The organism is Hymenobacter tibetensis (assembly GCF_022827545.1).
GTDB classification, from domain to species: domain Bacteria; phylum Bacteroidota; class Bacteroidia; order Cytophagales; family Hymenobacteraceae; genus Hymenobacter; species Hymenobacter tibetensis.
In genome coordinates this window covers 3,001,328-3,022,523 of record NZ_CP094669.1, presented here as the reverse complement: position 1 = coordinate 3,022,523, position 21,196 = coordinate 3,001,328, and the positions used below count along the sequence as shown (strand labels likewise).

Here is a 21,196-nt window from a genome sequence, read left to right as displayed (position 1 = left end):
AAGTTATCGGCTTTACTGCTATAAAACATTCCGGCTGCTCATCCGTCTGCCCATCACATGAAACTACGCGTGATATTGACCGGAACCACCGGCATGGTGGGAGAGGGCGTGCTACTGGAATGTTTAAACGACCCCGAGGTGGAACAGGTGCTGTCCGTTAGCCGCAAGCCCAGCGGCCATACGCACCCAAAGCTGCGTGAAATCACACACACTGATTTCCACGATCTTACGCCCATCCAAGACCAACTTAAGGGTTACAACGCCTGTTTTTTCTGCTTGGGCGTGTCGTCGGTGGGGATGAAGGAGCCGGAGTACCGCCGCCTCACTTATGACCTGACGATGCGCTTTGCTGAAACCCTGCTGCCTCGCAACCCCGACCTGACGTTCTGCTTTGTATCGGGGGCAGGCACAGACAGCACGCTGAAAAGCAGCCAGATGTGGGCCCGCGTGAAAGGCGAGACCGAAAACAACTTACTGAAACTGGGCTTCAAACAGGCCTATATGTTCCGGCCTGCGTTTATGCGTGCCACGCCGGGGCAGCAAAACATAAAGGGCTACTACAACTTGATAGGGTGGCTGTATCCGGTGTTGCGCACGGTAGCACCCAATTACGTATCCACACTAGCGGCAGTAGGGCAGGCCATGATTCGGGTGGCGCAGCATGGGGCTCCCAAGTCAGTGTTGGAAGTGCCCGATATCAAGGCGTTGGTGAAGAAGTAAGCCAGTCGTTGTCCGAGCATCTATTCTTAGCACAGCAGATGCCTCGTGTGGCGCAGCATGACGTTCTCGTGGGGTATTCAGGGTTAGGGGAGCGGCATGTGTGCTGGCGGTGGCAGTCCGTAGAGCCTATCCGTTTCCAGCAGCACCATTCAGCCCACGCGTCTATGCGCTACCTTTGGCCGGGCCTCCCTACTTTTCTGCATGATTCGCACCGTAATTTTCGATATGGATGGCGTGCTGGTTGACACCGAGCCGCTACACCACGACGCTTTCTTTCGCCACTTCGCCGAGCTAGGCATTACCATGACGGCCGAGGACTATGCCCCGTTTCTGGGTTCCTCCACCCGCAACATCTATCAGCGGCTAAAGCAGAAGTTCGATCTGCCCCAGGAAGTGGACGCCCTGATGAGCCGCAAGCGGGAACTGTTCGGTAAGTCTTTCGACGAATCGACGGAGCTGGATTTGCTGCCCGGAGCGCGGCAGTTGGTTGAAGACCTGCACCAGCACGGCGTGCCGCTAGTATTGGCTTCCTCGGCCTCCAAAGACACCATTGCCCGCGTATTCAATCGGTTTGGGCTATATCCATTCTTTGCGCACCTGGTGAGCGGCGAAGATTTCACCGAGTCGAAACCTAACCCGGCCATCTTTCTGCATGCCGCCGAGCTAGCGGGTACGCCGCCCCCTGGCTGCCTGGTACTTGAGGATGCTGCCAACGGCGTAGCGGCCGCCAAAGCTGCGGGCATGTACTGCATTGGCTACCGTAGTGAACATTCCACCGGCCAGGACCTGCGCTTGGCCGACCGGGTGGTGTCGGACCTGAGGGAGCTGAACGCCGCCACTATACTAGCGTTTCCCAACGCTGCAAATCCGGCCTAGCCCGTATACACCAGTGGAGGGTGCGGCAGGTGACCTAGCTGCCGCCGTTTCCAGCCCATGGCCAGACGTTCGCTGAAACTGCCTGAGCTTGGCATGCTCATTTTCATGCTCCGTGGTAAACCTCGGGTGGAACGCCTGTTGGCATTGCTCCACACGGTGGAGGTAGAGGAGCTGCATACGGGTGAAAACGGGCCCCTACGGTTTGTTGGCACCCAGCCAAACCGCCAGCTAGGAGAACGAATAGCCAGCACCCAGTTCCTGGATGAGGATGGGGTGTTGGCATTCGTTTCCCTTTACCTAGATCAAGAAGGGGAGCTGTATGAGTTGGACTACTGGAAAACAGATGACTCGCCGCTTCGCCGCATACCGGCTTTCTAATGCGGATTGGCGGATTGTTGGGAGTTAGTGGGTGATGGATGCGTAGTCAACTCTTGATGCCGTTAATATTTAGCTGCTCTAATGGCCCTGGCGAGGGGCCAGCAAAGGTCTTTCGTTGGGATTAACCAGCAACCACCAAGCCTCACTTGCACTTGTCTTTGCGCCGGGTGTCGATGACGTGCGCAATCTTCCAGCCGCTGGCCAGCTTCACTAACTGAAACGAATTGTAGCCGCAGTGGCTGAAGGTGTTGCCGAGGTAAAATTCGTAGGGAGTCCAGACGCTGGCTAGGTTGGCATCAATCAGTACTTTATCGAAGGTGATACGCTCGTCCCACACTTCCTTGTGCGGCTTGCCTACGGCTTTCACAAACTCCGATGGGTTTTCGGGCAGAAGCTGGGTGGTGCCGTTGCGGTTGGCAATGGTGTGAAAAACCGCGCCAGGAGCAAACGTGGACCGTACCACCGTGCTGTCCCCGTTGCGCATGCCCTCAAAAAACGTCTGGATGGTTTTCTTGACGGCTTCGGTTTCGGCGGCTGGCGTTTGGGCCGAAGCAGACGTAGCGGACACAAGCAGGCCGAAAAGTAGGAAGTGTTTCATGGGGTGGAAGTTAAACTGAACCAAGGACACTAACCATATCCCAACGTTGCGGCGCGCAATCAGACGCGTACCCGCTGTGTTCAGGCGCATTACCTGCTACAAACAGCACGCAGCCGTAGCAACATTATGGCGTGGTAGCACTATTGGCGCCCACCAGATTAATATTGTAGGAGCAACCGCTCTGCTTCCTGCCTCATTGCACCCCTCCATGGAAATCCGCCGCACCTTTGACCTGCTTGCCCATTTAGCTGCCACCACGCCACAGGCAGACTGCTTGGTGGAAAAGAAGGCAGGTACCTGGCAGCCACTGAGTGCGGCGCGGGTACAGGAGCTTAGCAACCAGGTGAGCCTGGGGCTGCTACAACTCGGCATAGGCCCCAACGACAAAGTGGCCATTATTTCTGCCAACCGGCCCGAATGGGTCATAGCTGACTTTGGTATTGCGCAGCTAGGAGCCGTAAGCGTACCCATGTACCCCACCATCACGGTGGAAGACTATCGGCACATCTTCCAAGACGCGGGAGTGCAGGTGGTGCTGGTGGAAAACGAGAAACTGCTGGCTCGGGTGCAGGAAGCAACCCGAACGCTAACCGAGGGGCCACGCCACATCTTCACGTTTGAAAAGCTGGCCGGTACCCGCTCTTTCACCGAACTGCTGGCCCTGGGGCAGTCTGCTGACACTGCCCCCCTTACCGCGCTGAAAGCCGCCGTGCAGCCCGACGATTTGCTAACGCTCATCTATACCTCTGGCACCACCGGGCGGCCCAAAGGTGTGATGCTCAGTCACCGCAACATTCTCTTCAACTGCGAAAACCTGACCAGCTACCTGCCGTTGCCGCCCGGGCAAAAGGCATTGAGCTTCCTGCCCCTAAGCCACATTTTCGAGCGCACGGCCACGTTCCTGTATCTGCTGTTGGGTTTCAGTGTCTGGTACGCCGAGAGCGTGGAGCTCATTGCCGACAACCTACGGGAAGTGCAGCCGCAGGTGTTCACTACGGTGCCTCGCTTGCTGGAAAAAATCTACGACAAGATTGTAGCGAAAGGCCACGAGCTAACTGGCGCCAAGAAAAAGCTGTTTTTCTGGGCTCTGAACTTGGGTCTGCGCTACGACACGCAAAAAGACCAGGGTGCCTGGTACAACGCACAATTAGCCCTGGCCAACAAGCTTATCTTCAGTAAGTGGCGCGAAGCCATGGGTGGGCAAGTTTGCTACATTGTGAGCGGGGGTGGGGCTTTGCAGCCTCGGCTGGCACGGGTGTTTTGGGCGGCCGGTATCCGGGTGATGGAGGGCTACGGGATGACGGAAACCTCGCCGGTTATTGCTGCCAGCCAGCCTGAAGCCAGCGGCAACCTCATTGGTGCAGTAGGGCCCGTGATTCCGGGGGTGGAAGTGAAGCTGGCCCCGGACGGAGAAATCCTGACCCGTTCGCCTTCCGTCATGCAAGGCTACTACAACCGCCCCGACCTCACGGCCGAAACCATCGACGCTGAGGGCTGGCTGCATACCGGCGACATTGGCGAGTTGGTGCAAGGACGGTTTCTGAAAATTACCGACCGCAAAAAAGAGATGTTCAAAACCTCGAACGGCAAGTACGTGGCCCCGCAGCCCCTGGAGTCGCGGCTGTCGGAGTCGCCGCTCGTGGAGCAGGTGATGGTAGTGGGGGAGGGCCGGAAGTTTGCGGCCTGCTTGGTGGTGCCTGCCTTCGCTGAGCTGCGGGCCTGGGCCCAAACCCACAACCTGCCCGCCGACCTACCCGATGCCGCATTGGCCGCGCATACCCAAGTGCAGCATCTCTACGAGCAACTAGTGCAGCAAACAAATGTGGCCTTCGCGCAATGGGAGCAAATCAAGAAAGTGGCACTGTTGCCCGTAGTGTGGAGTGTGGAATCGGGGGAGTTGACACCGACCTTGAAGGTGAAGCGCAAAATCATCAGCCAGAACAATCAGCAACGAATTGAGGAGCTGTACCGCTAGCAGACGAAGCCTTGAATCTTGTCTGCTACACCAGTATGACAATAGTATATTGTGTTGAAAATAAGACGGTTATGTGGCTTGTAACGACTTGATAGGTCTATGTAATTATTTGAAAATATAGGGCGAAAAGTAAATCATTCCGGGCCTCGGAGTGTTATATCAGCATACCACAAGACTTGAATCATGCGCATGAAAGGCCTGTTTAACCTTGGTCCCGTTTTCGGTTATTTCTTCCGTAAGAACGACCCAAACCGCACCACCAATTTCAACCTGCGGACTATGCACTTCATCAATAAGCTCTCCATGGCGATGTTCCTGGTTGGCTTCCTGGTGCTTCTCTACCGTTGGTTTCTTCGTTAGCCTAAGTTGTTTGGCTTGTGCCTCGTCAGCCTACCGGGCGTGGTCGCTCCGCTACGAGGTGAGATTAGCCGTTCCCGTTTTCCATACAAGCAATAAAGCCCTCCCGACTAGCATGGTCAGGAGGGCTTTCAAGTAATAGGCCGTAGGAAGGCGTGGCAAGTGAGGAAGCAGCGCGAAACGTACATGCCGCTCACATCCTTGCTCAGCGTTAGGGGCGTTTCTTGAGCGAGTCGCGCCGGTCTATGGCATTGAGCACCTCGGTGGTGGTAAACTCTTTATCTAGGTCGATGTAGCCCGCTGGCGTAATGCGGCGGCCACTGCTGGTAATAAACGTGGGCCGAACGCGCATAGTTAGGCGCACGGGCTGACGGTCACGATCAGCTAAACCAAATATCAGGTTTGCCAGCGCCTCGCCCGACTCTTCCCCTACGGCTTCGCGCAGGTTGCTTTCCAGCGTGAGCGGGGCAATGGTGGTGCCGCCAGCAGCTACCTCTATGCGCTCAGTGGAGCGGCCGGTAGCTACCTGCTTGCCATCGATGAGAGCAACATAATCCAGCTCGTTGAGGGCGGCTACCTCGTCGTTGGGGTTGCGGATTTCCAGGTTTACGCGCATGCGCAAAGGGATATTGCCAGCAGCGTAAGCGGCCACCAGCCGGGCCTTGTCCACGGTGCTCACGTCGCTGGGCTGCCGGATTTGGGTGACGTCGATGCCGGCCACGGTGGCTTGATCCACGGACGCTAGGCGTATCTGCGCGCCTTTGAACGCTTTGGCTTGCTGTACTTGCTCGGAAATGCCACAGCTGCTAAAGGCCAAGACAAACAATAGTCCCAATGCAGCCAGTGGAGAACGACGATTGGTTGAAGGAAGAAAACGGAGCATTCGGAGTGGGACTGAAAAAAGGATGGAAAAGCTTTAATAGTTGGACTGCTATACTAATTGGTGTTTAGTTTAGTTGCTATAAGTGCCATGGTCAGCTGGGTGCTCAGCAGGGGCCGTAACTTGCCTGAATAGAAAAGCCATTCAAACCGATTTGCGTGGGCACCCGTTTGAGACACGAACCACCAAAAGCTGTTAGCTGAAAAATGAACATTGAAGATTTCCGCGACTATTGCCTACTAAAAGCCGGCGTGACCGAAGAAACTCCCTTCGGCCCCGATACGCTGGTGTTTAAAGTCGGGGGCAAAGTGTTTGCCCTTACCGACATCAATACGTTTGGGAGTATCAACCTGAAGTGTGACCCAGAGCGCGCTGTGGAACTGCGGGAGCAGCATGAGTATGTGTTGCCTGGCTTCCATATGAACAAGAAGCATTGGAACACAGTACTCATTGGGACCGGTGTTCCGAACGGTCAGCTTTGGGAACTTATCGACCACTCATACGACTTGGTGCGCGCTTCCTTGCCGAAAAAGCTGCGCGAGGAACTGGCACAGCACGAGAGCTAACAACTTGCCACGGTAAGGTCTAGGACACGGGGAGGCTGCTAGCTTCGTCTTCTTACAACCTGCTTGTAGGTGTCTCAGCGAGTCGAAAAAGACGACTCGTCGGGATAACCCTCTTTCAATTCCGCTACCGGAATGCGCCACGGCATTTCTGCCGGCCGCAAAACATCAAAAAAGCCACGTTATCCGAACCAAGGCAGGTTAGGGATGTGGCTTTTATATTTTTAGTAGCTGTTGTATCTAGTTGAATAAATATATAAATTATACTATATAAATATGGGATATGACTCAGTTCGCAACCGTTACCGGCTTGGTGCTAGTGGGCACTTTATCAGGCTGCATGACCACCCGCATTGTCACGGGGCACGACTGTGATACAGCGGCAAACGACCCTAACAGCACGCAACTAGTTACAGCCTACTTCTGGGGCCTCAAGCAGCCCACCGACCTTCGCCCGCCCTGCGACCCACGCTTTGCGCACCTGAACGGCGTGACGGTGAAAACCTCTTTCGGCAACTTCCTGCTCTCCCTCGTGACGGTGGGCGTGGTAACCAAGCAGCGCGTAAGCTGGTGTTGTGCGCCCTACACGCCCCCAGTCGATACGCTGGGGCTTGGTCCAACTGTAGCTCCTGGCGTTCCACTTCACGTTTCTGTTCGCCCATGAACTTGCCCAACGGAATAGAAGCGCACCCGATGGCGGAGTGGACCAACCGCCACGAAAACTTCACGCAACGCCTGACGTCCAGCGCCTGCTTCAAGCTGCGTATCCCCAATCTGCCCACCAGCCAGGAGCAGTACCGCCAAACCACGGCCAATTTCCAGTGGCTGATACGCTACGGCATCGACCACAACGTGCGGCTGCGGGCGTTAGGCAAAGGCTGGTCGTTTTCGGAAGTGGCAGTTACGGATGGCGGGCTAGTGGACACGATGGCCCTGCGGCAGTCATTCGCCCTAAAGCCGGCCATGGTGGCGCCGGCCTACCAAACCGCCGGGCGCACCGCCGACAACTTATTCTTCACGGAGTGCGGCATGAGCATTGTGGGCCTGGAGCAGCAACTGGAACCCCGCAACAAGTCGATTCGTGCCTCCGGGGCCAGCAACGGACAGAGCATAGCCGGCGCTTTATCAACGGGTACGCACGGCGGGGCCTTCCGCTTCGGGGCCGTTCCAGAAACGGTCGTAGGCTTGCACCTCGTAACGGGAGCCAACAAGCACGTGTGGCTGGAACGGGCATCGTACCCGGTGGCGTCGGCGAAGTTCACGGACTGGCTCGGCGTTACGGAAGTGTGCCGCGACGATGAACTGTTCAATGCTGCGCTGGTGAGTTTCGGGAGCTTCGGTTTCATTCATGGTGTGCTGTTGGAAGTGGAACCGCTGTTTTTACTGGAAGATTTCAGTGCCTACCGCGTGCCCTATGGCCCGGCCGTGCAGCGCCTCATGACGCACCTGGACCTGACAGGCCTGCATCCCTGGCTGCCCTTGCCACTCACTGACTCCACCCGGCAGCCGTATCACCTCACCATCATTATCAACCCCCACCAGTTCGATGTCACGGGCGCCAATCCGGGACACGGCGTGTTTGTGCAGCTGCTTTTTAAAGCGCCCTACCGCCCCAACTACCCCCGCCGGCCGTCTCCCGCTCCGGGCTTCACCTACGGCGACAGCACGCTGGGCTTGATTGAAACTGTGCTCGACCATTTAGGCAATCTAAGCGCAGCCTTGGTGCCGGCACTGGTAAACCGACTCTATCCGTTGGCTTTCGAGAATACCAATGGCACGGCGGGCACGATGAGCGAAACCTTCGATAACACCAATATCCGAGGCAAAGCCGCCAGCGCCGCCATTGGCATCGCCAACCACGAGGTTCCCCGCGTGCTAGCCGAAATTCAGGCGCTCAACAAACACACGCCGTTTCCTGGGGTGCTGGGGTTGCGGTTTGTGAAAGGCACTCGTGCCACGCTTGGCTTCACGCGCTTCCCCGTAACGGCGGTGCTAGAATTTGACGGGGTAGAAGGCAAAACAACCCGCAAGTTCCTGGAACGGATATGGGCTCGTCTGGAAGAACTGGGTATTGCTTTTACGCTGCATTGGGGCAAAATCAACTTCAATCTGACCCCGGCTTTAGTACGCCGGATGTACGGAAATGCAGCCGTAAACCAGTGGCTTGGCTGCCGTCAGCGGCTGCTTGATGCGCCCACGCGCCGGGTGTTCACCAATCCCTTTATGGAGCGTTGCGGCCTCGACCAAGACCCCGCGCCGCGCCCGAACCCCGTAGTATAAAGGCTGCCACAACTACAGGTAAACCGCTTTCTACGGCCACTAAAAGAACCTGAGACTATCTGCCGTGCGAAGGCCGATTGTAGTAAAAGAGCCTGTTTACAGGTTGTCTTCGCTACACTATTGTGTAAGTAGAGAAACAACTGCACCTGCCAGAGCGGTGCTAGTGTGCGCGAAAGCGCGCCTATGGTAGAAGCGCATACGCTATGGTCGACGTAAGCTGGCAGTGGCTGAGAACAGCTACTGGAGGGCACAGTCAAGTTTGCTAGGTGCTGTAGCTGGCACTACGGGATAAGCACAAGTGGATTTTCTGGAAGAAGGAAGCGCGACAGTAATGGTGGCGGTGCATCTAGAAGTGGATAGATATACAAGCATGGAATTTACGTTCCGTATCTTTTTTCGCTGTTAGCCTGTTGTCCTATCCCAACTCATTTTAAAAGTTCTTATGGAGAAGCTTTCCTGCATCCTGTTAGTTGACGACGACAAAACCACCAATTTCCTTAACAACCTATTACTAGCCGACTTATCGGTGGCTCATCAGGTGCTGGTGGCTGAAAATGGGCAGCAGGCGCTGTGCATCCTCCGAGAACAAGGCAACACCAACAACTGCCCGGCTCTAATCCTGCTTGATATCAATATGCCCGTCATGAACGGATTCGAGTTTTTAGAGGCCTACCAAGAACTGGATTTCGTCAACAAACAGACGGTAGTGATTATGATGCTCACTACTTCTCTCAACCCGCGAGACGTAATGCGGTTGCAGGAAATGCCCTTGCAGGGGTTTCTAAGCAAGCCCCTGACTCGGGAAAAGGTGCAGCAACTATTAAAAGAGCACTTTCCGCAAAAACTGGCTGTGTAACAACCGCAGCTACGCCAGTGCGCTACAAACAGCAAATTTAAACGCAGGTGGTAGGCTACGTACGAAAGACAGTTAGCATAATAACAGCATACCTTATTTCTCGCTGATTGTGAAGATGGTATCTGTCTTCGGCGACAATCCAGCCTCACTTAAGACGAATAATAGTGTAAGGTTTCTTAGAAATTAAATTATATATGATAAGAATAATTTAATTTTGTTTTCCCTATTCTACTGTTCCGTCTACTGTTATGCTACCCTTCATTGGTGTTCGTATCTATTTCGAAAATCCAGTCGGCCGTATTTTAGAGCATCCACAGGGCTATGCGGTGGTGGAATTCCATGCCGGGAAGCGCAATCTGTCTGAACTACAAGCGTTCCTGCGGCATGCCGGGCAGCTACTACAGCGCCGAAGCTGGAACAAGCTGTTGGGCGACCAACGCCTAATGAACCTCTTCACGCCGGAAGAAAGCCAGTGGATTGTAAACTACTGGTTGACGCGCAGCAACCAGGGCTCAGACGTATACGGTGCCGTTATACTGCCGCATGATGTATTTGCCCGTCTCTCGGTCAGCCAGGTAGTGAGCGAGGCCAAAGCGGCCGCCATGACTTACCGTATGTTTGATAGCGAAGAGATGGCGCAAGAGTGGCTTATGCAACTACCGTAGTGCCCGCCCTAGGGTAATGCTTGTGCTGAGTTGGTTGAGGACAGCGCGCAGCCACCAGCTAGTCAGATGGCATGGCCACGGTTGTGGCAGCACAGGAATAGCATGCGAGGTTAATTGAAACGTAGGTGGCGTACATCTATCACTGTCAGCTTGCGGGCTCGTAGAGCTTTGCCAACCAGACAAGCGGGGCTACTTCAACAGGCAGGCTTAACTTATAAGCTGAAGGCAGACAAACCGTAGTACAACAGTCCCACGGCAGCGCTGATTCCAATCCAAAGTATCATGTTCACCTTGAACCGATACAGCGCCCCCAACGACACGAGCAGCCACACCAGACTAGGCCAATGTAGAAAGGCTACACCAAGGCGGCCTGCAGGAAACAACACTGCCTGGCCCAGGTAAACAGCTAGGTTCAACACGACCCCCACCACCGCGGCGGTGATAACGCCCAGTACAGCCTTCAGTTGAGTGTTGTGCTGCGTGCGTTCAATAAGGGGGGCGCCCATAAGAATAAAGATGAAAGAAGGTAGAAACGTGTAGTAGGAAGTGGTGAACAGCGCCAGCGCGCCCATGCCCAGCGAACCGCCAAAATGGGTGTAGCCGCCCATAAACCCTACGAACGCCAGCACCATAATCAGAGGGCCCGGTGTGGTTTCGCCAAGCGCCAGCCCATCCAGCATCTGGCCTTGCGTGAGCCATTGCAGCTTCTCCACGCTTACTTGCGCCACGTGCGGTAGCACCGCGTAGGCTCCCCCAAATGTCACCAAAGCAGCCTGGGTGAAAAACGAGCTGAGAGTACGCCAAAACGGGAACTCAGGCACGCATAGGTACAGCATGCCCAAGGGTAGCAGCCACAACCCCACGGCCGTTGCAAACTGGCGCAACAGCCGCGGCAGCGAAAACCCAGTGCCCGGCACCACTGTGCGCGTAGTCAGGAAGTAGTTGTCTTCCTGTTTGGTTGCCTGCGCTTGCGCAGAGGCAGTAGCAGTTGGAGCCGGGAAAAACTTGCGAGCCAGCAGCGCCACCACTGCCGCCCCCAGAATAAGCAGTGGGAAAGGTACGTGCAGCCAGAAAATACTCACAAAGCTGGCCGCTGCCACCGCGTAGTGCAGGGGCGTCAGCAATGATTTCTGCCCGATCTTCAGCACGGCCAGCAGAATAATGGCCACTACGGCTGGCTTGAGCCCGCCAAACACGCCTTGCAATGCCGCCAGTTTGCCCACCGTCACGTACAACAAGCTCAAGGCCAGTAAAATAAAGGCCGACGGCAGCACAAACAGAATGCCCGCGGCCAGCCCACCGCGGGTGCCGTGCAGCAGCCAGCCAATGTAGGTGGCTAGCTGTTGGGCTTCGGGGCCGGGTAGGAGCATACAATAGTTGAGAGCATGCAAAAACTTGGCGTCGGAAATCCAGCGCTTTTCTTCCACCAGCACCGTGTGCATGATGGCAATCTGGCCGGCTGGTCCACCGAAACTGATAAAGCCTAGCTTCAGCCAGAAGCGCAACGCCTCGGCAAAAGTGGGTTTGGAAATGGGTGTAGCCAGTGTTGTCATATGCAAAGAATCAAAGCTTACTCTTTAGTACACACGCTTTGTAGTCTGCCTGAGCTTGGGGAAGCTAGCTTGTACATCTGGATTTCTAGACTGCACGCCTAAAATACCTGCTCTAACCTGTATTGGCGTAATAGGAGCGGCCCAGCGCAACGCCCGCTTTTCGCGACGACAACGTATGTAAACTGCTGTACTCTGCTAAGCAGGCTATGTGCATAGTAGACTAGAAGTGGGTTTTAGCTCACTATGATATGATGGTCTTTATCACCACCTGCCTACACGCCCCTAGGTAGCATGCACCGAACCGGGCAACAAAAAGGTCCGTCAGAGCTTCTGACGGACCTTGTTAGTAGGTGTTGATGGCGTCGCAGGAGTTATACCACCACGTTCACCATGCGGCCAGGCACCACGATGACCTTCTTGGCGGTTTTGCCGTCGCCGAACCGAGCCAGGAAGTCGGAGCCTAACACGGCGGCTTCAATGTCGGCGGCGGTGGCGGTGGCAGCGAATTGGAGCTGCTCGCGCACTTTGCCGTTGATGGCTACCGGGTAGTTGACGGTGTCTTCCACCAGGAATTCCTCTTTGAACTCTGGGTACGTGGCCGAACTGATGCTACCAGCTTCGTGGCCGAGCAACTGCCATAGCTCCTCCGCCAAGTGCGGCGCGTAGGGCGAAAGGATAACCACCAGCGGTTCCAGAATGGCGCGTTTGTGGCATTCGAGGGCCGTCAGCTCGTTCACCGTAATCATCAAGGCGCTGACGGTGGTGTTGAAGCTGAACCGCTCGATGTCTTCTTCTACCTTCTTGATGGCCTTGTGTAAGGCCTTCAATTCAGCTGGTTTTGGGGCTTCGTCGGTTACGGCAAAGGCGCCGTCGGCAGGGTGATAGAGACGCCAGAACTTCTTGAGGAAGCCGCCCACGCCGCTCATGCCGTTGGTGTTCCATGGCTTGAACTGCTCCAGCGGCCCCAAGAACATTTCGTATACGCGCAACGCATCGGCCCCGTACTGGCTTACCAGCACGTCGGGGTTGACCACGTTGAATTTGGCCTTCGACATCTTCTCGACTTCCCAACCACTTACGTAGCGGCCATCATCTTCGAGGATAAACTCAGCGCTATTATAGTCAGGGCGCGACTTTTTAAAGGCTTCGGTATCTAGTACATCGTTGTGTACAATGTTCACATCGACATGGAGCGCAGTGGTTTGATGCTGGTCTTTCTTACCGAGCGTAACGAACGTGTTAGTGCCGTTGATCCGGTACACGAAGTTCGAGCGGCCCAAGATCATGCCTTGGTTGATGAGCTTCTGGAATGGTTCGGGCGCTGACACGAGGCCCAAATCCTTGAGGAAAAGGTGCCAGAAGCGGGAATAAAGCAGGTGACCAGTAGCGTGTTCGGCGCCGCCGAGGTAGAGGTCCACATTCTGCCAATACTTCTCCGCTTCTTCGCCCACAAACCGCTCGGCGTTGTGCGGGTCCATGTAGCGCAGGTAGTACCAGCTAGAGCCGGCCCAGCCGGGCATAGTGCTCAGCTCGTAGTCGTACTGGTCTTTGTACTTCCAGTCTTTAGCGCGGCCCAGCGGTGGCTCCCCGGTTTCGGTGGGCTTGTACTCGTCGATTTCTGGCAGCACCAGCGGCAAATCGGCTTCGGCTACGCCGTAGGCCACGCCGTCTTTGTAGTAGATCGGAATCGGCTCGCCCCAATAGCGCTGACGACCAAAAATGGCATCGCGAATACGGAAGTTGGTTTTGCCTTTGCCGAGGCCTTTCTCTTCGAGGAAGGCAATGAGCTTGGCGGTGGCTTCTTTATAGCCGAGGCCGTCGATGATACCGGAGTTGATGTAGCGGCCTTCCTTGGTAGGGTCAGCCTGCTCGTCGAGGCCTTGCTGCGCATCGGTTACCTGCACGATGGGCAGGTCGAAGTGCTTGGCAAACAGGTAGTCGCGCTGGTCGCCGGAGGGCACGGCCATTACGGCGCCGGTGCCATAACCCGCCAGCACGTAATCGGCAATCCAGATCGGCACGGGCTCATTAGACACCGGATTGAGAGCATACGCCCCCGTGAAAGCACCCGAAACGGCCTTTACGTCGGCCATCCGGTCGCGCTCCGAGCGGCGTTTGGTGGCGTCGATGTAGTCGGTAATCGTCTGTTGCTGCTCTGGCGTGGTCAGTTCTTTCACCAGCTCGTGCTCAGGCGCCAGCACCAGGAACGTCGCGCCGTAGATGGTGTCCACGCGGGTGGTATATACCTTGATTTGGGCACTGGCGTGGTGTTGCACCGGGAACGTCACTTCGGCCCCAATGCTGCGGCCAATCCAGTTGCGCTGCATTTCCTTCACGGCATCGGGCCAGTCGAGCGTATCGAGGCCTTGGAGCAGACGGTCGGCATAGGCGGTGATGCGTAGGTTCCACTGCGGCATCAAGCGGCGCTCCACGGGGAAGCCGCCGCGTTCTGACAGGCCGTCTTTCACTTCGTCGTTGGACAGCACCGTGCCTAGGCCGGCGCACCAGTTCACGAAGGTGTCTTGCTGGTAGGCGAGGCGGTAGGGATGCACGGCCGTAAGGCGCTGCTTTTCGCTCATCATCTGCCACTGACCGGCCGTGAAGCTGTGCCGCTCCTCGTCGTCGCCGGCCGCCCGGATACCTTCGCTGCCGTTTTCGGCAAACTTGTCGAGCAGGGTTTTAAGAGGCTCGGCGCGGTTGGTGTCGAGGTTGTACCAGCTATTGAACAGCTTCAGGAAAATCCACTGCGTCCACTTGTAGTAGGCGGGGTCGGAGGTGCGGATTTCGCGGCTCCAATCGTAGCTGAACCCCAGCGAGCTAAGCTGCCGGATGTAGGTGTCGATGTTCTTTTCGGTGGTAACGGCCGGGTGCTGACCAGTCTGGATGGCGTACTGCTCGGCGGGCAAGCCAAACGAGTCGAAGCCCATGGGGTGCAGCACGTTGTAGCCGCGCAGGCGCTTGTAGCGCGACACAATATCAGAGGCAATGTAGCCGAGCGGGTGCCCGACGTGCAGGCCTGCGCCGCTGGGGTACGGAAACATGTCCAGCGCGTAGAATTTCGGCTTGTCGGAACTGTTGTCCGCCTTAAACGTATGGTGCGCTTGCCAGTGGGCCTGCCACTTCTTCTCGATTTCCTGGGGACTGTAACCGGGCATGAGTTGTTGGTTGTTATTTGCTGGTTGTTGATTGGTAGTTGGTTGCTAGCTGTTGATGTCCTTATGTGGCGATGAAGCCCCCATCAACAAGTAACAAGCAACCGGCAACAATCAACAGGCGGCGAAATTACAGCGAAATGCCGGGAAGGGCTAATTCCAAACACTGAAGCAAGCTGCGCGGTTGTATTCTTCACCTTGATATTGTATTTACGCTGGTATCTTTCTCGCCCGTACGTCGTCTGCCGCGCTTGTTAGCTGGCTTTCTGTGTTCCCGCTATGCCCGATTCTAGTACTCCGCTGCCTTCCGAATCATCTGCGCCCGACGAGTTGCTACACGTTCTGATGGAGGTGTCCTTGACAGGCTTTATCTTGTTCCGGCCCGTGTACGCGCCCGATGGCCAGACCATGACGGACTTGGCCTATGTGCGCCTCAACCCGGCCGCCCAGCGGATGTTGCAGTTGCCCGAACAGCCCGCGCAGACGTTTCTAACTTTATATCCAAACGCGAAGGACGCTGGTATTTTCGACTTCTATCGGTCCAGCTTTGAAACGGGCAAAGCGGACAGATACAACCTAAACTACCAGCACGATAAGCTCGATAATTATTTTCATCTGGCGGCCCAACGCAGCGGGGGCCTGCTAGTCGTCAGCTTTTCGGATACTTCCGACCAAGACCGTTCGGCTGTAGAGCAGGCGCTCCGTGAAAGCCAAGCCCGCGAGCAAGAAGCCCGCGCCGACGCCGAACGGCAACGTCAGCAGTTGCACAGCATTTTGATGCAGGCTCCGGCCATGATTTGCATTTTCGAAGGGCCCGAGCACGTGTTCAAGCTGGTTAATCCGCTGTACCAACAATTGGTGGGAGAACGGCCATTGCTGGGTATGCCCATTGCAGTGGCGATGCCCGAGCTAGCTGGGCAGCCCATCTTCGGCCTGCTCGACAGCGTGTACCGTACGGGCGAAACGTTTTATGCCCACGAAATGCTGGTGCAAATCGACCACGACAATTCCGGCAGCCTAGGCGAGAACTATTACAATTTCATCTACCAGGCAACGCGCAACCTAGAGGGAGTTGTTGACGGAATCTTGGTGCTTGCCTACGAAGTGACGGCGCAAGTGAAAGCACGGCGCGGCATCGAGCGCAACGAGGCGCAGCTTCAGCGGCTAAACCAGCAGCTGGAAGCCGCCAATCAGGCGCTGATGCTTACGGCCCAGACCACGGAAGTAGCGCAAGCCGAGGCCGAAGAGCAACGCCAGCGCCTCTTCCATATTTTGGAAGAACTACCCGCTAGTATCGCCACCTTTCGCGGGCCCGACCACATGTATCAGCTGGTTAATCCGCGCTACCAGCAGCTGTTTCCAAAGCGTAGGCTTCACGGCCGGACCTTCCGCGAAGCTATGCCCGATCTGGAAGGCCAACAGTTCTTTGAGCTCTTCGACCAAGTATACCAGACTGGGGAGATGTTCAGTGGCGTTGAAATCGAGACGTGGGTGGACACTACCAATACCGGCCACCTAGAACAGCGCTACTACAACCTGTTTCTACAAGCTCTGCGCGACGCAGACGGTACCGTCAACGGCATCCTCAACTTTGCCTACGACGTGACCGAACAGGTGCAGAGCCGCCAGCAGGTCGAGCAGAGCCGCCAGCAAGTGGAACAACTAAACACTGAATTGGCTAGTGCCAACGAAGAGTTGTCTGCGGCCAACGAAGAAATCAGGGCCAATATGGCCGAGTTGCAGCTCACGGAGCAGGCCTTGCTCGAACTTAACATCGACTTGGAGAGCCGCGTACTGGAGCGCACCCAGCAAGTACAACAGGTCCAAAATGAGGTGGAGCGGCAGCGGGCCCGCTTAGAGCGGTTCTTTATGCAGGCACCCGCTGCCATCTGTGTGTTGGACGGGCCCGATTTGGTGTTTGAACTAGTGAACCCAGAGTATCAGCGGCTCTTTCTGGGGCGAAAACTGGAAGGCAGGCCCATATTGGAAGCCATGCCAGAAATCCGGGGCCATGCGGTGTATCAAACACTCCGGCAGGTATATCAAACCGGCGAAACGCACCAAGAACCGGCGCTGCTTATTCCCATGCAGCGCTCCACCGATGGGGTACTGGAAGACCGGTATTTCAACTACATTCAGCAGGCCCGCTACAATGAGCAGGGCCAGATAGATGGAATTCTGGTATTTGCCTTTGAAATAACGGAGCAGGTGCTGGACCGCCAGCGAATCGATGCCTTGCAAGCCGAGGTGCTGAGCGGATTGCAGCGCATTGCCCAGGAACGCGAAACGTTCTATCAAGTATTCGAGCAGACGCCGGCTTGTATTGTGCTGTTGCGCGGGCCAGAACACCGGGTTGAATACCACAACGAAGCGTATCAGCAGCTGTTTCCGAACCGTGAAATGCGGGGACGTACCATCGCCGAAATCCAGCCGGATGCGCTTGCGCAGGGATTTGTGGCCCTGCTTGACAACGTGTACCAGACGGGCGAAACGTTCTATGGCAACGAGTTGCAGCTCGTCATCGACCAGCCAGGCAACCGGCCTCCTAAAGTCAACTACTTTAATTTTACGTACCAGGCTTACCGGGAAAATGGGCAGATAGTGGGCATTTCGGTGTTTGCCTACGAAGTGGGGGAGCAGGTGTTGGCCCGCCAGCAGCGCGAGCAAAACCAGCGGCGGCTCCAACTCATTACCGACGCCTTGCCCGTGCTGATCGGGTACATCGACCACGAAGAAAAATACCAGTTTGTAAACCGGGGCTACGAAATCTGGTTCAAGCGCAACCCCGAAGACATGCTGGGGCGCCCAGTTCGGGAGGTGCTCGGCGACAGGGCGTACCACGAGGTGAAACCGTACGTCGACCGGGCCATGGCTGGGGAGCGACTCGACTTCGAAACGCGCATGTTTTACCGCGACGATTTCATCCGCTACATCCGCACCAACTACGTCCCCGACCGCCAAGACGGCAAAGTGGTGGGCTTCTACTCCATGGTTGCCGACGTCACCGACCAGGTGCTTAGCCGCCAGCAGGTGCAAGATTTGAACGAGGAACTAGCGGCCATCAACGAAGAACTGCAAGCCACCAACGAAGAGCTGTCCGACACCAACCAGCAACTCACGCGCACTAATGTCGACCTCGACAACTTCATTTACACAGCTTCCCACGATTTGCGGGCTCCCATTGCCAATATCGAAGGCCTGTTGCATGCGCTCCTGCAGCATTTGCCCGAAATGGGGGCTGCCGATGAGCAGGTGTTGCCCATTCTGGAAATGATGCAGGGCGCGGTGGAGCGGTTCCAAAAAACCATCCACCACCTAACCGACGTTACGAAACTGCAAAAAGAGCAGATCCAGCCTTCCCAGACCGTGGACCTGGCTGCCGTAGCCCAGGAAGTACGCTTGGATCTGGCTCCGCTGCTGGAGTCGACCCAGGCCCGGTTCGAGGTGGATGTAGATCAGTGTCCAACCATTTCTTTCTCGCAGAAAAATCTGCGAAGCGTGGTGTACAACCTGCTTAGCAACGCGCTGAAATATTACTCGCCCGACCGGACCCCACACGTGCGGCTTCGTTGCTTCCAAGTGGAGGGCTTTTCGGTGCTGGAAGTGCAAGACAACGGTCTTGGCCTCAACGAAGCGCAGCAAGTCCGGCTTTTTGGCATGTTTCAGCGGCTCCACGACCATGTAGAGGGTACCGGTATCGGGCTGTACATGGTGAAGCGAATGGTGGAAAACGTGGGAGGCCACATCCGAGTGCAAAGCACATTGGGCGTGGGGACAACATTTAGTGTATTTTTTCCGCGGTAATAAGATATTTTTTTGGATTAGGCACGTATGTACCTGTGAGCTCAGCGGCTGACCCCTAGTCGGCGTGGGCGAGTATTCTGTGTACCTGTCTTATGCATAAGCTTCCTAGTATCTTGTTAGTTGATGACGACCCAACAACTAATTTTCTTAACGAATTACTATTAAAGAGTTTAGGAGTAGCCGAACAACTGCTTACCGTACATAATGGCCGAGAAGCGCTGGCTGCTTTAAACGAAACGTGCATGGCGCCTGATGGCAAGTGTCCGTCGCTTATTCTGTTGGACGTGAACATGCCAGTTATGAACGGTATCGAGTTTCTAGAGGCTTACGCGCAGTTACCCAAGGTGCAGCAGCAGTCCATCGTGGTTGTGATGCTCACCACGTCCATGCACTCCCGCGACTTGGAGCGCGTACAGGAACTGCCCATTGCGGGCCTAGTCAACAAGCCTTTGACGAAAGACAAGGTTGATACCATCCTGCAAATGCATTTTCAGCGGCACCTAGAGTAGGCCGCTGCATAGCGGGGGAGAAAGGAGTTTGTCTTGTTCAGTATAGCGTCCGCTCGCTCAGGTAGCTCGTGTGCAAACGTTGCTAAAGCATATGGCATGCTTCGACAAGCGGATGTCAGATCAAGTAGAGGCCTTTTGCGTTATTATGTTGCTGCTCAGTTGCTTTCTGCAGGGAGCGTGAACAAAAAGCGGCTGCCGGTGCCGGGGGCGCTTTCCACCCACAGGCGGCCGCCTTGGGTGCTGATGAACTCGCGGGAGATGCTTAGGCCGAGGCCGGAGCCGCCTTTGTGGCCGGCGGGGTTGGGTACTTCGGCGAAGCGCTGGAAGATCCGCTCGTGGTACTCTGCCGGGATGCCGGGACCGTAGTCCTGCACGCTCACTTGTAGTTCGTGGCCGGGTAGTTGAGTGGCTTGCACCGTCAGGCGGGCACCGCGGGGCGAGTAGCGGATGGCGTTGGCGAGCAGGTTGATGAGTACCCACGTAGTTTTTTCGAGGTCGGCGCGGGCGGCGGGCAGGGTGGGCGGCAGGTTGGTTTCCAGGCACAGTTCCTTGTCTTGGAGCTGCGGCTGCACCGTGTCCACGGCGTATTCCACCACGTCGGCTAGTGCTACGGAGCGTACATCGAGCTTGATACCGGCGCCAGCATCGAGCCGCGAAACGTCGATGAGCTGCCCCACCATGCCCAGCAAGCGGGTGGTTTCCTCCCGGATGCCGTCGGCGATGCGCAGGCGTTCTTCGGGGTCGGTGCGTTCGTCTTGCAACAGCATCAGGCTGAGGTTGATGCTGGCCAGCGGCGTTTTCAGCTCGTGCGACACCGTGGCTAAGAAGTTGGATTTGATTTCGTCTAGCTTCTTAAACTCCGACACGTTGCGCAACGACAAGATGTGCCCCGCAAATTCAGTTTGTCGCAATTCTTTGTTGAACGACACGATATGGCTGGCCGTGAGCCGGTAGTACACTTCCTCTCCGTGCTGCCGGAACGTGAGCAGCGGCGGTTGCGCGCTGCCATCGGCAGGTTTAGCAATTGGTTCGAGCAGCGGCTGAAACAGCGTATGCAGCAGTTCCGATTCGCGGCTAAGATCCTCGGCTTTGTGCCCAACCAAGTCGGCGGCGGACCGGTCGAGCAGGCGGCGGGCGGTGGGGTTGGCCAGTAGTACGCAGCCGCTTTCATCCAGCAGCAGCAAGCCTTCGTCGAGGTGCTCGACCAGGCTTTCCAGGCGGTTGCGCTCGGTGGCTAAGGCTATGCGGGTGGCGCTGCGCTGGTCTTGCATGTAGCCGAACGCTCGGTTCAGGGCCAAGGCTACGGCACCTACTTCGTCGTTTTTGGCAATGGGCACGAGGTGGGTGGGGCCGGGGCTGGCTACATCTTCCACGTCGGCAGTGAGGCGGCGCAGGGGGCGCAGCACTTCCCGCGGCAGCCGTACGATTAGCACCAAGCCAATAGCGGCACTCAGGCTAATGAAAATCAAGACCATTTGCCGGGCGCGGGCGGCGTTGGTGGTAGCAGATTGCGTTTTGGCGTTAAAGGAGACGGTATTGAGGTCAACGACGCGGTGAATCTCGGCTTGCAACTGACGCAGCTTGAGCTGCTGTTGCGCCAGTGGAGCCTGCTCATCCACTAGGGTCTGATAATCCGCTAGGTGTTGGGTGAGCGTGTCTACTAGCTCTAGTTCGCCCCGTTCGGTGATATTGGCTGCTTCGCGCGTGAGGGCTCGCCGAAACTGCTCTAGCGGGGCGGCCGCCGTTGGCTCCTGTTCCAACTGTTCCACGGCTCGCAGCATCTGGAGGCCATACTCCACAGAGTTGAAGTTGGCCAACTGTATGCCGCGTGCGCCGCCTTCCAGTCGCTGAATGGTTTGAAACGCATACCCGCCCAACGCCAGCAGCAACACCAACATGGTCAGAATGCTCAGGCGGATTTTGGTTTTTAAGGTCATGGAATGGAAAAGTAACACCAAGACGTGGCCAACTGAAGCGCTGCTACCAACTGGCGGTAAACACGCACACGTCAACCAAAAGCGCGTCATGCA

Annotated in this window: 17 protein-coding genes; 12 read left to right on the top strand and 5 right to left on the bottom strand. The window is 56.2% G+C overall.

Annotated elements, in window-relative coordinates; all coding sequences use genetic code 11:
* Positions 1–57: 57 nt before the first annotated feature.
* The 3 genes from MTX78_RS12095 (at position 58) to MTX78_RS12085 (ending at position 1,974) form a co-directional block, all read left to right on the top strand.
* Entirely contained in the window at positions 58–720 is a 663-nt protein-coding gene (locus tag MTX78_RS12095; protein WP_243794228.1) for a Rossmann-fold NAD(P)-binding domain-containing protein, read from the top strand.
* Positions 721–921: 201 nt separating this feature from the next.
* Entirely contained in the window at positions 922–1,596 is a 675-nt protein-coding gene (locus MTX78_RS12090) for an HAD family hydrolase (protein WP_243794226.1), read from the top strand.
* A 57-nt stretch (positions 1,597–1,653) separates the two neighbouring features.
* Positions 1,654–1,974, top strand: a complete 321-nt coding sequence (locus MTX78_RS12085) for a DUF6984 family protein (RefSeq protein ID WP_243794224.1) — start codon at positions 1,654–1,656, stop codon at positions 1,972–1,974.
* 142 nt (positions 1,975–2,116) lie between these two features.
* Here MTX78_RS12085 and MTX78_RS12080 read toward each other — a convergent pair whose 3' ends face one another.
* Positions 2,117–2,572 carry a nuclear transport factor 2 family protein gene (locus tag MTX78_RS12080; RefSeq protein ID WP_243794222.1) on the bottom strand — a complete coding sequence of 152 codons (456 nt, stop codon included), beginning with the start codon at positions 2,570–2,572 and terminating at the stop codon, positions 2,117–2,119.
* Positions 2,573–2,780: 208 nt separating this feature from the next.
* On the opposite strand from MTX78_RS12080, the gene MTX78_RS12075 reads away from it, so the two are divergent.
* Positions 2,781–4,547, top strand: a complete 1,767-nt coding sequence (locus tag MTX78_RS12075) for an AMP-dependent synthetase/ligase (RefSeq protein ID WP_243794220.1) — start codon at positions 2,781–2,783, stop codon at positions 4,545–4,547.
* Positions 4,548–4,736: 189 nt separating this feature from the next.
* Entirely contained in the window at positions 4,737–4,907 is a 171-nt protein-coding gene (locus MTX78_RS12070; RefSeq protein ID WP_243794218.1) for a DUF6728 family protein, read from the top strand.
* A gap of 208 nt (positions 4,908–5,115) precedes the next feature.
* Here the strand turns inward: MTX78_RS12070 and MTX78_RS12065 are convergent, their stop codons facing one another.
* Positions 5,116–5,787 (bottom strand): NDR1/HIN1-like protein, encoded by a 672-nt coding sequence (locus MTX78_RS12065; RefSeq protein ID WP_243794217.1) that lies wholly within the window; start codon positions 5,785–5,787, stop codon positions 5,116–5,118.
* A gap of 203 nt (positions 5,788–5,990) precedes the next feature.
* Between MTX78_RS12065 and MTX78_RS12060 the strand changes: the two genes are divergently transcribed.
* The 5 genes from MTX78_RS12060 (at position 5,991) to MTX78_RS12040 (ending at position 10,148) form a co-directional block, all read left to right on the top strand.
* Entirely contained in the window at positions 5,991–6,350 is a 360-nt protein-coding gene (locus tag MTX78_RS12060; RefSeq protein ID WP_243794215.1) for an MmcQ/YjbR family DNA-binding protein, read from the top strand.
* A 280-nt stretch (positions 6,351–6,630) separates the two neighbouring features.
* Positions 6,631–7,011: a hypothetical protein gene (locus tag MTX78_RS12055; protein WP_243794214.1), complete on the top strand. Its 381-nt coding sequence runs from the start codon at positions 6,631–6,633 to the stop codon at positions 7,009–7,011.
* Positions 7,008–8,627, top strand: coding sequence for an FAD-binding protein (locus MTX78_RS12050; protein WP_243794212.1), 1,620 nt, complete (start codon positions 7,008–7,010; stop codon positions 8,625–8,627). The genes MTX78_RS12055 and MTX78_RS12050 overlap by 4 nt, the downstream gene beginning before the upstream one ends.
* 442 nt (positions 8,628–9,069) lie before the next feature.
* A complete protein-coding gene (locus MTX78_RS12045; RefSeq protein WP_243794210.1) occupies positions 9,070–9,483 on the top strand; it encodes a response regulator in 414 nt (137 codons plus the stop codon).
* Positions 9,484–9,731: 248 nt separating this feature from the next.
* Positions 9,732–10,148: a hypothetical protein gene (locus tag MTX78_RS12040; RefSeq protein WP_243794208.1), complete on the top strand. Its 417-nt coding sequence runs from the start codon at positions 9,732–9,734 to the stop codon at positions 10,146–10,148.
* 212 nt (positions 10,149–10,360) lie between these two features.
* Here the strand turns inward: MTX78_RS12040 and chrA are convergent, their stop codons facing one another.
* A complete protein-coding gene (chrA, locus tag MTX78_RS12035; protein ID WP_243794201.1) occupies positions 10,361–11,701 on the bottom strand; it encodes a chromate efflux transporter in 1,341 nt (446 codons plus the stop codon).
* A 371-nt stretch (positions 11,702–12,072) separates the two neighbouring features.
* Positions 12,073–14,856, bottom strand: coding sequence for a leucine--tRNA ligase (leuS, locus tag MTX78_RS12030; RefSeq protein WP_243794188.1), 2,784 nt, complete (start codon positions 14,854–14,856; stop codon positions 12,073–12,075).
* A 276-nt stretch (positions 14,857–15,132) separates the two neighbouring features.
* Here leuS and MTX78_RS12025 point away from each other — a divergent pair, with 276 nt between their 5' ends.
* Positions 15,133–18,657, top strand: a complete 3,525-nt coding sequence (locus tag MTX78_RS12025) for a PAS domain-containing protein (protein WP_243794186.1) — start codon at positions 15,133–15,135, stop codon at positions 18,655–18,657.
* Between the two features lie 92 nt (positions 18,658–18,749).
* A complete protein-coding gene (locus tag MTX78_RS12020) occupies positions 18,750–19,166 on the top strand; it encodes a response regulator (protein WP_243794184.1) in 417 nt (138 codons plus the stop codon).
* A 155-nt stretch (positions 19,167–19,321) separates the two neighbouring features.
* Here MTX78_RS12020 and MTX78_RS12015 read toward each other — a convergent pair whose 3' ends face one another.
* On the bottom strand, positions 19,322–21,103 hold the full coding sequence (locus MTX78_RS12015; protein ID WP_243794183.1) for a sensor histidine kinase: 1,782 nt from the start codon (positions 21,101–21,103) through the stop codon (positions 19,322–19,324).
* Between the last annotated feature and the right edge of the window lie 93 nt (positions 21,104–21,196).